Annotated in this window: 16 protein-coding genes and 1 pseudogene; 10 read left to right on the forward strand and 7 right to left on the reverse strand. The window is 71.3% G+C overall.

Features of this window, described 5'->3' with window-relative positions; genetic code table 11:
- Positions 1 to 26 precede the first annotated feature (26 nt).
- Together ACZ6TU_RS17435 and ACZ6TU_RS17440 are read right to left on the reverse strand one after the other, a co-directional pair.
- Positions 27 to 1,010: an SCO0930 family lipoprotein gene (locus tag ACZ6TU_RS17435; protein WP_467671052.1), complete on the reverse strand. Its 984-nt coding sequence runs from the start codon at positions 1,008 to 1,010 to the stop codon at positions 27 to 29.
- 302 nt (positions 1,011 to 1,312) lie between these two features.
- Positions 1,313 to 1,627, reverse strand: a complete 315-nt coding sequence (locus ACZ6TU_RS17440) for a hypothetical protein (RefSeq protein WP_467671050.1) — start codon at positions 1,625 to 1,627, stop codon at positions 1,313 to 1,315.
- Positions 1,628 to 1,784: 157 nt separating this feature from the next.
- Here ACZ6TU_RS17440 and ACZ6TU_RS17445 point away from each other — a divergent pair, with 157 nt between their 5' ends.
- The 3 genes from ACZ6TU_RS17445 (at position 1,785) to ACZ6TU_RS17455 (ending at position 3,468) form a co-directional block, all read left to right on the forward strand.
- Entirely contained in the window at positions 1,785 to 1,913 is a 129-nt protein-coding gene (locus tag ACZ6TU_RS17445) for a hypothetical protein (protein ID WP_269085495.1), read from the forward strand.
- Positions 1,914 to 1,937: 24 nt separating this feature from the next.
- Positions 1,938 to 2,702 carry a bestrophin-like domain gene (locus tag ACZ6TU_RS17450; RefSeq protein WP_469549278.1) on the forward strand — a complete coding sequence of 255 codons (765 nt, stop codon included), beginning with the start codon at positions 1,938 to 1,940 and terminating at the stop codon, positions 2,700 to 2,702.
- Positions 2,703 to 2,925: 223 nt separating this feature from the next.
- A complete protein-coding gene (locus ACZ6TU_RS17455) occupies positions 2,926 to 3,468 on the forward strand; it encodes a hypothetical protein (RefSeq protein WP_467671046.1) in 543 nt (180 codons plus the stop codon).
- Between the two features lie 106 nt (positions 3,469 to 3,574).
- On the opposite strand, the gene ACZ6TU_RS17460 is transcribed toward ACZ6TU_RS17455, so the two are convergent.
- On the reverse strand, positions 3,575 to 4,060 hold the full coding sequence (locus tag ACZ6TU_RS17460) for a hypothetical protein (RefSeq protein WP_467671044.1): 486 nt from the start codon (positions 4,058 to 4,060) through the stop codon (positions 3,575 to 3,577).
- A gap of 375 nt (positions 4,061 to 4,435) precedes the next feature.
- Between ACZ6TU_RS17460 and ACZ6TU_RS17465 the strand changes: the two genes are divergently transcribed.
- Positions 4,436 to 5,104: a class F sortase gene (locus tag ACZ6TU_RS17465; RefSeq protein WP_469549282.1), complete on the forward strand. Its 669-nt coding sequence runs from the start codon at positions 4,436 to 4,438 to the stop codon at positions 5,102 to 5,104.
- Positions 5,105 to 5,143: 39 nt separating this feature from the next.
- On the opposite strand, the gene ACZ6TU_RS17470 is transcribed toward ACZ6TU_RS17465, so the two are convergent.
- The gene (locus tag ACZ6TU_RS17470; protein WP_467671040.1) at positions 5,144 to 5,974 is read right to left on the reverse strand and encodes a polysaccharide deacetylase family protein; all 831 of its coding nucleotides are present in this window, start codon (positions 5,972 to 5,974) and stop codon (positions 5,144 to 5,146) included.
- A 167-nt stretch (positions 5,975 to 6,141) separates the two neighbouring features.
- Here ACZ6TU_RS17470 and ACZ6TU_RS17475 point away from each other — a divergent pair, with 167 nt between their 5' ends.
- Positions 6,142 to 6,414 carry a hypothetical protein gene (locus tag ACZ6TU_RS17475; protein ID WP_467671520.1) on the forward strand — a complete coding sequence of 91 codons (273 nt, stop codon included), beginning with the start codon at positions 6,142 to 6,144 and terminating at the stop codon, positions 6,412 to 6,414.
- A 129-nt stretch (positions 6,415 to 6,543) separates the two neighbouring features.
- On the opposite strand, the pseudogene ACZ6TU_RS17480 reads toward ACZ6TU_RS17475, so the two are convergent.
- A pseudogene (locus ACZ6TU_RS17480) lies at positions 6,544 to 6,756 on the reverse strand (phosphatidylglycerol lysyltransferase domain-containing protein); the annotation flags it as partial.
- 11 nt (positions 6,757 to 6,767) lie between these two features.
- A complete protein-coding gene (locus ACZ6TU_RS17485) occupies positions 6,768 to 7,220 on the reverse strand; it encodes a phosphatidylglycerol lysyltransferase domain-containing protein (protein WP_469549285.1) in 453 nt (150 codons plus the stop codon).
- On the opposite strand from ACZ6TU_RS17485, the gene ACZ6TU_RS17490 reads away from it, so the two are divergent.
- The 3 genes from ACZ6TU_RS17490 to ACZ6TU_RS17500 all read left to right on the forward strand — a co-directional run bounded on the left by ACZ6TU_RS17490 (position 7,200) and on the right by ACZ6TU_RS17500 (position 9,689).
- Positions 7,200 to 7,661 (forward strand): universal stress protein, encoded by a 462-nt coding sequence (locus ACZ6TU_RS17490; protein ID WP_469549287.1) that lies wholly within the window; start codon positions 7,200 to 7,202, stop codon positions 7,659 to 7,661. The two genes, ACZ6TU_RS17485 and ACZ6TU_RS17490, sit on opposite strands and share 21 nt — an antisense overlap.
- An 80-nt stretch (positions 7,662 to 7,741) precedes the next feature.
- On the forward strand, positions 7,742 to 8,179 hold the full coding sequence (locus ACZ6TU_RS17495) for a pyridoxamine 5'-phosphate oxidase family protein (RefSeq protein ID WP_469549290.1): 438 nt from the start codon (positions 7,742 to 7,744) through the stop codon (positions 8,177 to 8,179).
- Between the two features lie 97 nt (positions 8,180 to 8,276).
- Entirely contained in the window at positions 8,277 to 9,689 is a 1,413-nt protein-coding gene (locus ACZ6TU_RS17500; protein ID WP_469549293.1) for an amino acid permease, read from the forward strand.
- Positions 9,690 to 9,707: 18 nt separating this feature from the next.
- Here the strand turns inward: ACZ6TU_RS17500 and ACZ6TU_RS17505 are convergent, their stop codons facing one another.
- Positions 9,708 to 10,862 carry a CapA family protein gene (locus ACZ6TU_RS17505; protein WP_467671033.1) on the reverse strand — a complete coding sequence of 385 codons (1,155 nt, stop codon included), beginning with the start codon at positions 10,860 to 10,862 and terminating at the stop codon, positions 9,708 to 9,710.
- Positions 10,863 to 11,085: 223 nt separating this feature from the next.
- On the opposite strand from ACZ6TU_RS17505, the gene ACZ6TU_RS17510 reads away from it, so the two are divergent.
- Both ACZ6TU_RS17510 and ACZ6TU_RS17515 read left to right on the forward strand, forming a co-directional pair.
- Positions 11,086 to 11,631 carry a sigma-70 family RNA polymerase sigma factor gene (locus ACZ6TU_RS17510; protein WP_467671031.1) on the forward strand — a complete coding sequence of 182 codons (546 nt, stop codon included), beginning with the start codon at positions 11,086 to 11,088 and terminating at the stop codon, positions 11,629 to 11,631.
- 151 nt (positions 11,632 to 11,782) lie between these two features.
- The gene (locus ACZ6TU_RS17515; RefSeq protein WP_467671029.1) at positions 11,783 to 12,292 is read left to right on the forward strand and encodes a hypothetical protein; all 510 of its coding nucleotides are present in this window, start codon (positions 11,783 to 11,785) and stop codon (positions 12,290 to 12,292) included.
- Positions 12,293 to 12,382: the final 90 nt, after the last annotated feature.

Here is a 12,382-nt window from a genome sequence, read left to right on the forward strand (position 1 = left end):
AGACGATCAACCCTGGGGAGGTTTCTCTACTTCTCCGACGCGCCGACCAGCTTCCCGTCGGGCCGCACGGCGTACCAGGTGCCGCCGACGCCCTGGCCGTTGGTGTCGCCGGGAGCCTTGTCACCGGCGAAGGTGTAGATCGGCGAGCAGTTGATCGTCTGCTGCTTGCCCTCGCCGTCGGTCCGGTCGAAGATCATGTAGCCCTTCTCCTGGATGCCCTTGGTGTCGGCGTAGTCGACGGGCTCCACGAGCGGCCACTTCACCAGGCACTCGCCGGTGCAGTTGGAGACGGGCTTGGGCCAGGCCTCGTCCTTCTTGAACCGGTAGACGGTCATGCCGTTCTTGTCGACGACGATCTCGCCGAGCTTGGGGTCGTTGCGGGTGGACAGCCCGGGCAGCGCCTCGGCCCCCTCAGCCCCCGCGCCGCCGGCCCCGCCCCCCTGCGCCTTCTTGCCGTCGGGGGCCAGCGCGTACCACTTGCCGCCGACGCCCTGGCCCTTGACGTCACCGGCGTTGACGTCCTTGGCGTAGCGGTAGGCCGGCCAGCCGCCGACGGTCAGCTGCTTGGTGCCGTCGGCCCGGGTGACCGAGCCGAGCAGCGACTTGTCGATGCCCTCGCCGGCCTCCGCGTCGTCCGCGGGCACGGGCGGCCAGGTCTTGGCGCAGTCGCCGTCGCAGTTCGACTTGGGCGGCTGCTCGGTGTCCTGGTCGAACCGGTACAGAGTGAGCCCCAGACTGTCGGTCACCACCTTGCCGACCTCCTCGGCGGTGGCGACGGACAGCTTGCCCGCGGGGTTTGACGGGCTGGAGGGGCTCGGCGAGGCCTGCTGGCCGCCCGCGGTGCCGCCCACTCCGTTCCCGGTGCCGATGCTTCCGTAGTCCCCGGGCGCCGCCGTGGCACCCACGTTCTGGCTGGCCGCCGGAGGGCTGTCCTGACCGCACGCCGTCGTCAGCGCCAGGACCGCCGCGGCGCTCGCCACGAGTGAGGCGCTCCGCCAGGAGGTCTTCATCGTCAACTCCCCATAATCGCAAGGGTGTTGCAGCGCCCTGCTGCGCCGCCGCACGGCCATGAGTACGCACCGGAGCCCTGATTGTGTTCAACGACCGGCCAAATTTCTTTCCGGAACCTGTGACGGCCGCCGCTCGCCACCGCACACGGGTACGCGTCGAAAGCTTGCGGGCGCCACCATCAAGGCCGCCCGGCAAACCTGAAGCACCCGGATATCCCTCTTTCGGGGCAATCCCCTTGCGCTTCGGCGCGTCCCGGCGGGACAAGGCTCATGATCTTCGTCGTGCATGGACCCCTATCGACTCAATCCGCCCTCGCCGCAAGGGCCTTGGCGGTGGCGACGCTGACCTGGGCGCTGGTCGGCGCACCGGCCGGAGTGGCGGTGGCCGACGCCTGTGCGTACGCCTCGACGGGGCCGGACGGAACGGAGGCGGTGGCGATCGCCGGAATCAGGACCTGTCCGACCAAGCCGCCGTGCCCGACACCCACACCGCCCCCCACGCCCACACCGACGCCGACACCACCGACGCCGACACCACCGCCGCCGAAGCCGACTCCGACGCCCCCGACGCCGACACCACCGCCGCCCTCGCCCTCGCCCCCGAAACCGACCCCCACGGCCAGACCGGAGCCGCCACCTCCGCCTCCGCCTCCGCCTCCCGCTCAACGCCCGGCGCCACCGCCCCGCCCGGCCCCCAGGCCGGTGCCTCCCCCGCCCCCTGCCCCGGCGCCGAAGCCGTCGGCGAAGCCCACCCCGCGTCCGTCCGCGACGCCCGTGCGCTACCCGCGGTACCGCGCCGCGCCTCGGCCACGACCGGCGAGCAACAGCATGTCGCCGCTCACCTTCGTCCTGCTCGTCACGGTGCCCGCGGTGGTCGCCGTCGCCGCGCTGCGCGCGCGCTGATCCCTGAAGCTCTGGAGGCATCTCTTGCCGGAATGGCTTGTTCTCACCCTCGCGATGCTGGCCGCATGTGTCGTGGTGGTCGTCATCACCTTCGTACGCCACCGCACGGCGTCCGACGACGAGGACCCCAGCGAGACCCCGGACGTCATCGAGTACATGACGATGTGGATCGGCGTGGTGTACGCCATCGTCCTGGGTCTGGCGATCGCCGGTGTGTGGGAGGGGCGCAGCGCCGCCCAGGACCACGTCCAGGCGGAGGCCACCGCGCTGTACGAGATCTCGGAGCGGGTCCGGGTCTACCCGGACGACGAACGCGACCGCATCCGGGACGACATCCACACGTATGTGAGCCACGTCGTCACCACCGAGTGGGACACCATGGCCGACAAGGGCCAGGTCACCGAGCGCGGCGCTGAGCTCTTCGAGCGCGTCCGCCAGGACGTCACCGACTACGAACCGAAGACGGACTTCGAGGCCCAGGCCTACCAGCCGCTCCTCGACCAGGTGACCGCGGCCAGCCAGGCCCGGATCGCCCGGGCGGAGTCGACCGGGGAGACCATGCCGGGCGTGGTGTGGTTCGGGCTGATCGCCGGAGCCGTCGTCACCATCGGGATGATCTTCGCCCTGCAGATCCGCAGGACGACGCGTGAACTGGTGCTCGCCGGGCTGTTCTCGGCACTGATCGCCTTCCTGCTGTTCCTGATCTGGGACTTCGACTCGCCCTACAGCAGGGGCGTGACCGCCTCGGCGGACCCGTTCCTGAACCTCTTCCCGGGCGCCGGGGGCTGACGGCACCCGCACCACGGAACCGGGCCGGGGGCGAGCGACACACCGTCGCTGTCCCCCGTCCGCGTCAACGAGGTTCCCCCTGACGGCCCACACGCGTGCCCCATTCGCGCTACTGCGATCGCGCCGCCGCGCGCCCGTTCTTAGCGTTTCGGGCATCGAGGTGCATTTGTGACGTGAGCGGAACAGGTCCGCGGCTGCTCCTCGGGGACCCGGAGGATTCACCATGCGCGCGATATGCGTCGCTTCGGCCTCGGCCGTACTGCTGGGCGCCGGCGCCCTCACCTCCTGCGTGCCGGCCGCCGACGCGGCCCTCCAGACCGACTTCGGCTTCAGCGTCGAGCCCTCCACCGTCGCGGCGGGCGACCAGGTCACGCTGTGGGTGGAGCGCAACAAGGCGTGCCGGGGGGAGGCGGCGGTCTCGTCACCGGTCTTCGACTTGGTCGCCATCCCGCGGGAGAAGTCGTCGGCGACGGCCAGGGTCGACTGGGACGCCAAGCCCGGCGCCGTGTACGACGTGGAGTTCGTCTGTGACGAGTCGAGCGGCACCGCGCGCCTGACCATCGCCGGCGGCCGCCCGACGCACCACCCCACGCATTACCCGGGGGACCACCACCGACACCCGTCGAAGGGCGTGCACGCGGGAGAGGGCGGCACCCTCGCCGGTTTCGACCTCAAGGAGATCGGCCTCGGCGCGGCGCTCATCGCCGGCGCGCTGGGCACGGCGTACCACTTCGCGCGCCGCCGTACCGACGAGGACGCCACCTGACCGGCCCGACGCATCGCGCAGGTCTTCGCCCCGGATCCGTCGAGGGATCCGGGGCGAAGACCGTTCACGTGCGAGGCGGCTCGTCGAAGGGGCGGGGAACGAGGCGTCAGACGCGCCGCTCGGCGCGGCGGCGCATCCAGAACACCCCGCCGCCGACGAGCGCCGCGGCCACGAGCCCACCGCCGATGGCCATGTCGGTCGGGGTCGCACCGGTCGTGCTGCTGCCGCCGATACCGCCGCGGACACCGCCGATGACGGTGAAGGCCTGGGGCTTGGTCAGGCTCCGGCCGTCGCACGTGACCGTGATGTCGTACGGCCCCGGGCGGGCGTTGCTGTTGATGGTGGCGGTGCCCTTCGCCGTCTCCCGTGTGCCGTGGACGGGCGAGAGCCTGGTCGGCGAGAAGGCGTTGGACGTTGCCGTGCCACCGTTGCGGCAGCCGTCGACCGTGATGGTCAGCTGGCCGCCGCGGGCGATCATGCTGGGCTGGGCGACGATGTTGCTGGGTGTGTCCCAGGCAGCGGCCGCGGGGGCGGAGAGGCCGAGGGCGGCGACCGCGGCGCCGGCGACCGCCAGGGCACGAGTGTTACGCATGTGAACCTCCGCGGAAGACGCCCCGGGACCCGTCCCCGGTCGATCGGCGAGAAAGCGCCTCCCAGAAAGACAGTCAGTTGCCTTGCCCGGCCGCGCATTTCGGGAATGGTCCGTCCTGGTGAGAGAAGGCACCGCGGGATGACCGCGGAACCGGATATCGCCGCAGGTCACAGGCCGTCAGAAAATTCCTCGCGGCGGCAACTCGGATGGCGCACCTCATGGCCCCGGACCACCACCCCTGACAGCCCTGGACCACCCCCCACAACTCCGGGGCCACCCGTTCGCTCCTGCCCCGTCGCCTCTTTCGCGCGCCGCACTTAGCGTTCTGATATGCGCGAACGACACGGCGACGGCCGCGTCGAGAGGGGATGGCCCATGTCTGCGTCCGAGCTGGCCGAGGCGGAAGAGGAGGCGCGGCGGAAGAAGCGCGCCCCGTGGGGCGTGATAGCGCTGGTTCTGCTGACAGGCCTCGCGCTCATCCGGAATGGTTCGGGGGAATTCGACGAGGGCCCGCCGCAGCCGGCGACCGCGGCCGCGGCGGACAGCCGCGTGCCCGGTGGGAGCTTCGCCGGGGCCGACAAGCCCCTCCCCTATGCCCTCCCGGACCGGGTCAGGATCCCGGCGATCCAGGTCGACGCGCCGATCATTCCCGTGGGCCTGGACGCGGACGGCTGGGTCGGCGCACCGCCCCCGGAGGACCCGAACCTGGCCGGCTGGTTCACCGGTGCCGTCACTCCCGGCGAGAAGGGCACCGCGGTCGTCGTCGGCCATGTCGACAACCAGCAGGGCCCCGCCGTGTTCTACGGGCTCGGGGCCCTGAAGAAGGGAAACCGCGTCGAGGTCGCCCGGCAGGACGGAAAGACCGTCGTGTTCGAGATCTACGGCGTCGAGGTGTTCGAGAAGAACAACTTCCCCGGCGACCGTGTCTACGCCTCCAAGGGCGCGGCGGAGCTGCGGGTCATCACCTGCGGCGGCGGTTTCTCCCAGCAGAACGGCTACGAGGGCAACGTCGTCGCCTTCGCCCGCCTGGTCGAGGTGCGCTGAGCGCTCCCGGCCGGGCGGGCGAAGGCCCGACGGCATGTCTCACGCGTAGTGCCGCCGGGGCACGGTGACGTGGTAGCCGGAGTCCAGCAGTTCGGGCAGATAGCGCCGCAGGGCCCACACGCTCTGCGAGCGGTCGCCCCCGGCGTCGTGCGCGAGCAGCACGACACCGGGGGCGGCGCCGTTCTCGACCCGATTGACGATGGACCGGGTGCCGGGGGCGGTCCAGTCGAGGGTGTCGAGCGTCCAGGCGAGGGGTTCCATGCCGAGTTCGGCGCCCAGTTGGAAGGCGGCGCGGTTCCAGACGCCGTAGGGGGCACGGAACCACTCGGGGCGCTCGCCGTAGGCCTCCTCGATGACGTCGCATGTGCGTGCCATCTGGGAGCGGATCTGCCGGCGGGTGAGACGGGTGAGCAGCGGGTGGGACCAGGTGTGGTTTCCGACGACATGACCCTCGTCGGCCATCCGGGCCAGCAACCCCTTGCTGTCTGCGGCCTTTTCCCCGCACACGAAGAACATGGCGCGCACGTCGTACTCGGCCAGGATGTCCAGGATGTCCGGGGTGTAGCGGGGGTCGGGGCCGTCGTCGAAGGTCAGCACCATGGTGCGGCCGCGGCCGGAGAAGCTCAGCAGCGGTTCGCGGCGTACCAGCGTCCGGCGGGGCGCGGCGCGTGGCGGGCCGTAACCGGTGATGGGCTGGAGGCGGTAGGAGCCACTGGGCGGGCGGCGGGCCTGGGCGCCCGCGGCCGGGACGGAGCCGTCTGGTCCGGTCCCGGTGACCGCAGTGAGCACACCGGCCGTGGCGGCCGCTCCCACGGCGCCGGTGCCCGCGATCAACAGCCCGCGCCGGGTGAGCAACTGATCCTTCTTCATGACTCATCAGTCGCCCGGTGGAAGGCCGACGCACCGGTACAACACCGGTGCGGCGGCACGTTTTCCCTCGAACGGCCCAAGCAGAAGGGTCAGCGGCGGCGCGCCAGGGGGAACGGCAGGTCTGTCGGGTCGTCAGTCCCGTTTGCCGGACAGAGGAGCGCAGGCACGTGCCGGTGAACTGCCAGGAGGTGACGAAGACGGCCTGCTCGCTCTTGCCGCTGACGCCGGCCTGGCCGGTGGCGGTGATGTGGTCGCCGATGTCGCTGTTGGCCTTGCCCGACCTCGGCGAGGGTGTGGGTGCGGGCCGGTACGCCCACCGGGCAGGGGTCGGTGCCGGCGGCGGTCAACCGGTCGAGCTCGCGGTGCCGGACGCCGACCAGGCCGGACAGGTCGGCGGGCTCGGTCCCGTCCCCTCCGACGAGGCCGAGCACCGCCAGTGACGGCAGCCCCTCCGTGGTGGCGGGCCGCTGTCCGCCCTTCGAGTGCCCTCTTCCTCTTCCCCACAACTTGCCGGAGCGGAAGACGGCGAAGTTCAGCGAGATGCTGCGCACGCCCAGTTTCAGTGCGGCGTGGCTCAGTTCGGCGACCATGAACTCCATGACGCCGTGGGAGGCGGTGCGGTCGCGGCGCATCAGGTCCAGGGAGACGCAGTCCCTGCCCCAGGCACCAAGGACTGGCGAAACGAGGAGGCAGCCGGGTCGCCGAGCCGGTCCAGGGCCATGGAGAAGCCGTTCGGTCTCGGTGCCCCGCCAGGCGTCGGCCCGTTCGACGATCTGCCGCATCTCCTCCTCGCTCAGGGTGGAGTGGCGGCGGACGCGGCAGGTGGCGCCGTGCGGCGGACGCGGTCGGCGGCCTGGCGGGTGACGCGCATGCCGCCGCCGTCGAGGTCGAAGTCGAGGATGTGCAGCATCGCCTCGTCACCGAGCTGGAGCGCACCGAGCCCGGCGCGGACGAAGGCGCGGGCGCCTTCCTCGGAGGTGCCCGTCACGGCGGGCACCCAGGCGTGCCGGCGGGCCACGTCCTGCCGGAGGGCGATCGCGTGCGGCCCGGCCTCCCGGTCGCCCACCGGGTCGCCGCCGGCCTGGCACACGCCGGCCTCGACGCGGTAGGTGACGGCGGCCTTGCCCAGGGGTGCCGAAGAGGACCGCGAAGCCCTCGGGACCCGGCTCAGGAAGCCGCGCTCCCTCCTCAGGTCCTCACCCGTGGCCTTCGATAGCCTCGCAGGGTGACGGAACAGCACTCCCATCAGTTCGAACGGGGCACGGACGGCCCGAAGGTGATCGTGGTCGGAGTGGACGGCTCCGACTCGTCCCTGCGCGCCGCGGCCTACGCCGCCGGCCTGGCCCGGCGCCAGCATGCCCTGCTCGCCGCGGTGTACGTGCAGCCGGTACTGGCGGCGGGCGCGGCGCTCGGGGCGCCGGTGGCCGAGACGACCGATGAGATCGCCGAGGACCTGGTGGCGCAGATCCGGGACGCGGCCGAGCGGCTCAAGGGGCTGTTCGAGGTCCGCTGGGAGTTCCACACCTTCCGCGGCGACCCGTACAACGGCCTGGTGAAGGCGGCGGACGAACTCACGGCGGACGCGGTGGTCGTGGGCGCGTCCGAACAGGCGGGCCACCGGATCGTGGGGTCGGTGGCGGTGCGGCTGGTGAAGGCGGGGCGGTGGCCTGTGACCGTGGTTCCCTAGGCCCTTGCCGGCATATCAGGGACCGGGACCTAGGACTCTGGTCGGTGTACACGAGTTCAGGTGGGCCGGAGGATGCTGCGGTGACTTCTGTTGCCTTCGACGTGGACGCCTTTCTGTGCAAGCCGCTCACCGCGCGCCTCGCCACCAACGGGCCGACGGTCCGGCCCGTCTGGTTCCTGTGGGAGGAGGGCGCCTTCTGGGTGCTGACCGGGCCCTGGGCCCGCCTCTTCGACCGGGTGCGGGCCGATCCCGGGGTCGCGCTGGTCGTGGACGAGTGCGATCTGGCGACCGGGCTGGTCCGGCAGGTGATCGCGCGGGGCCGGGTCGAGCTCCTGCCGTTCGACGTCGAGCGGGGCCGGCGCAAGCTCGTCCGCTATCTGGGCGCGGACGAGGAGCGGTGGGACGAGCGCTTCGTGCACTACCTGTACGACGATCCGGCGCAGCGCGGAACGGTGTGGCTGCGTCTGAAGCCCGTGTCCCTCGTCGCGCACGACCTGAGCTACGCCGTGGCCCCGTGAGGCGACCGGGACCTTGCGCGGCGTCTTCCGTCGCTGGGACACCTGGGCCATCATGATCCGCCATCAGCCGTTTGCCGATCGCGAAGAGGTGAGGCGCATGGCCGGGCTCCGGATGGGTCAGGGGATTCTCCGTCGCAAATCCATCGAGCAGATCGAGGAGACGGAAGCCGGCAAGGGCACCCAGCTGGAACGGTCCCTGGGGCTGTGGCAGCTGACCGCCATCGGGGTGGGCGGCATCATCGGCGCGGGCATCTTCACCCTCGCGGGAACCGTGGCCAACGGTACGGCGGGTCCGGCCGTGCTCGTCTCCTTCCTCATCGCGGGCGTCGCGAGTGCCGCGGCCGCCCTGTCCTACGCCGAGTTCGCCGGGCTCATCCCGAAGGCCGGTTCCGCCTACACCTACGGCTACGCGGTGCTCGGCGAGCTCGCGGGCTGGTTCATCGGCTGGGACCTGCTGCTGGAGTACACGGCGATCGTGGCGGTGGTCGCGATCGGCATCTCCGGCTACTTCAGCTTCCTGGTCGGCGAGATGGGCGCCGACCTGCCGAACTGGATGCTGGGCGCGCCCGGCACCGGCGACGGGCACAGAGTCGATCTGTTCGCGGCGCTGCTGTGCCTGCTGATCGCCTACCTGCTGAACCTCGGCATCAAGAACGCGGCCCGCTTCGAGACGGTCGTGGTGGTGCTGAAGGTCCTGGTCGTGCTGCTGGTGATCGGGGTCGGCGTGTTCCACATCGACACGGCGAACTACAACCCGTTCTTCCCGTACGGGGTCGGCGGGGCGTTCACAGGCGCGGCGACGGTGTTCTTCGCGGTCTTCGGCTACGACGCCATGTCGACGGCTGCCGAGGAGTCCAAGGACGCGCAGCGGCACATGCCGAAGGCGATCATCTACTCGCTCGTCATCTCGATGGTCCTGTACGTGGCGGCCTGCCTGGTGCTGACGGGCATGCAGGACTACAAGGACATCGACAAGGAGAGCGGCTTCTCGACGGCGTTCAAGTCGGTGGGGCTGGGCGGGCTGGCGGACATCATCGCGGTGGGCGCGATCATCGGCATCCTCACTGTCATGTTCACGTTCATGCTGGGCGTGACCCGTGTCTGGTTCTCGATGTCCCGTGACGGGCTGCTGCCCAAGTGGTTCGCGAAGACGCACCCGACGCGGCACGTGCCCACGCGTGTCACCTGGATCGTGGGGTTCGCGTCGGCCGCCATCGCCGGGTTCCTGCCGATCGGCGAGGCGGCCGAGCTGACGAACATCGGGATCCTGCTGGCGTTCGTGGTGGTCTGCGCGGCGGTGATCGTGCTGCGCCACCGGCAGCCGGACCTGCCGCGCACGTTCCGTACGCCGTGGATGCCGGTCGTGCCGGCGGTGGGCATCGTCTTCTCGATCTGGCTCATCACCTTCCTCCAGTGGCAGACCTGGGCGCGGTTCGCCGTCTGGTTCGCGCTGGGGCTCGTGGTCTACTTCGCGTACTCCTACCGGCGCTCGGAGCTGGCGCGGCGCTGACCGGCCGGCTCTCCGGGCCTACTCCCCCATCACCAGGCCGTCCTCGGCCGCGCCCCGGCTGAGCACGACGTCGCGGATGCGGTCGCGGTCGGCCTGTACGCCGGCGCCCTGGGCGATCGCCCGGTTGAGGTTGACGACCCGGCCGGCGTCGACGTCGAACAGCTGCGGGACGAACTCGGCCTTCGTCACCTCCCAGCGGCCACCCGGCCGTGCGGGCGGGGCGAAGGTGAAGCGGCCGAGGGTGGACTGGTTGCCGCGCGGGTCCCGGGCGCCCTGGTGGTTGGTCATCTCGGCGGCGATCTGGTCGCCCATGCCGTAGATCACCCAGGTGCCGTTGACCTTCTCGTAGGCCTGCGGGACGTGCGCGTGGGTGCCGAGGATCAGGTCGATGTCGGGGCGTCCCTCGCCGCGTGCGGCGGTGAGCCTCCGGGCCAGGGTCAGCTGCTGTTCATCGGGGGCGTCCTGCCACTCGGTGCCCCAGTGCAGGGAGACGACGACCACGTCGGCGCCGGCCCGGCGCGCGGCCCGGGCGTCCGCGAGGATCTTGGCCTCGTCGATGAGGTTCACGGCCCAGGGCTGTCCGTCCGGGAACGGGACGCCGTTGGTGCCGTAGGTGTAGGCGAGGTGCGCGATCTTGGCCGGTCCCGCCTGGAGGATCGTCACCGCGCGCGCCTCCTCCTCGGCGCGTGCCGAGCCGGCGTGCCGTACGCCCGCGCGGTCCAGGGCGTCGAGGGTGCGGCTGATGCCGTCGGCGCCGTCGTCGAGGGTGTGGTTGGAGGCGGTGGAGCAGCCGTCGTAGCCGGTTGCGGCGAGGGCCCGGGCCACCTCCGGCGGGGACTTGAAGGTGGGGTAGCCGGTGTAGTCGCCGTCCGCGCCGTACACGGTCTCCATGTGGCACAGGGCCACGTCGGCGCGGGAGACGACGGAGCGGATCCCCGCGAGCATCGGCCGGAAGTCGTAGCCGGTGCCGCCGGCGTCGAAGCGGGCCCGGTCGATGATCGAGCTGTGCGGGATGACGTCACCGGAGGCGACCAGTGTGAAGCCGCGGGGTCCGACCGCGGACGGGGCCGGGCGTCCGTGGCCGGTCGGTTCGTGGCTGCGGGCCTGGCAGGCGGCACCTGCGGCGAGGGCGACGGTCAGGGCCAGGGCCACCTGTCGACTGCGTGCGATCATGCATTCACCCCACTGTGGGCGTTGTTGTCGTATTTACGCACAAACAGGAAAGAAGGCTCGCCGCGCCCCACGCGGCTCCGACACGCTCATTAGCCCGTCCGGCGGGCGGCCGGCGGGCGGCCGTGACCGTTCGTCGAACCGTTCGTCGACGCGATCGACCGTCCGCCGCACAGGCGTGTACGTGCCCTGTCCCCCCGGCTGCGCCCTGCGGTGGCATACGGCCATGACGGCCGGATCCACTCTCACGAACGGGACGACCGCCGAGCACGAGCTCGCCGCACTGCAGCGGGAGCACGGCCGGCCCCTCTTCGCGCTCCTGCTCCGACTCTGCGACGGGGACCGGCAGCGCGCGGAGGACCTGGTCCAGGAGACGCTGGTGCGTGCCTGGCAGCACCCCGAGGCGCTGCGCGCCGACGACTTCGAGTCCGTACGGCCCTGGCTGATGACCGTCGCGCGGCGGCTCGCGATCGACGCCCGGCGAGCCCGGCAGGCCCGACCGGCCGAGGTCGGCGACGCGGTGCTGGAGAACGCGCGGGTCATCTCCGACCACGCCGAGCGGGCCGCGGCGATGCTCGATGTCCGCCAGGCTGTGAAGACACTCACTCCGGAACACCGTGAAGTCCTGGTGCTCGTGTACTTCCAGGGGGCGAGTGTGGCGGAAGCCGCGGCGACCCTCGGCATCCCGCCCGGTACCGTGAAGTCCCGCGCGTACTACGCGCTGCGCGCCCTGCGCCGGGTGCTTCCGGGATACGCCACCGACCTGCGCTGAAACCAATGGCTGAGTCAAGCCTCCGTAAAGCGCCTTGCTGAAGACCCCGGTTGAGTAATCGGCTGTTCCCATCCGTGTTCCGGATGGGGCCGTCAGCGCCCCGGGGCCCGGTGTCGGGCAACGCGCACGTACCGGAGGAAGGCAGGAAGGGATGCTGCACAGAGGTCACGAGAGCACGGACGGCGGCGGCGAACTGACCGTCCCCATGGCGTGGTTGTACGCCGAGTACATCGCCGACGAACTGCTGCGGACCGGCGATCTGATGCCGCCGACGTCCTTCGAGTTCCGCGCGGGGCGGGACGCCCTGGCGCTGACCATCTTCCTCTCCGACACCGAGGGGGAGCTGTCCGGCATCCGGGTCGTCACGCAGCTGGAGACGTGGCTGTCACTGACGGCGTACGACCAGCCGTGGCAGGAGTGGGTGCGCGTTCGGCTGGCCGAGCTCGCCGCCGGGGCCGCGGAGTCGGGCCGGCCCGCGCCGGACCTGGACCTGGCGGAGGAGGCGTGGCGCTGGCTCCAGGAGACGGAGCTGCTCGCGCCCGACCTGAACGCGGTGCCGGGCGGCGCTCCGGTGGTCGGGGAGGACGAGGGGCCGAAGGTCTGGACGCCCGCCTGGCAGCTCGGACTGCCGCTGGGACACCTCGCCATCCATCTTTTTTAGATTTCTGCGGCCCCGGACCAATCCGCGGGCCGGAGCGCTCCGAATCCTTTGGTTGCGATTGTGTCACCGGCTTGAGTGATTCCGCTGCCT

It is taken from the genome of Streptomyces sp. NPDC052064 (assembly GCF_055585925.1).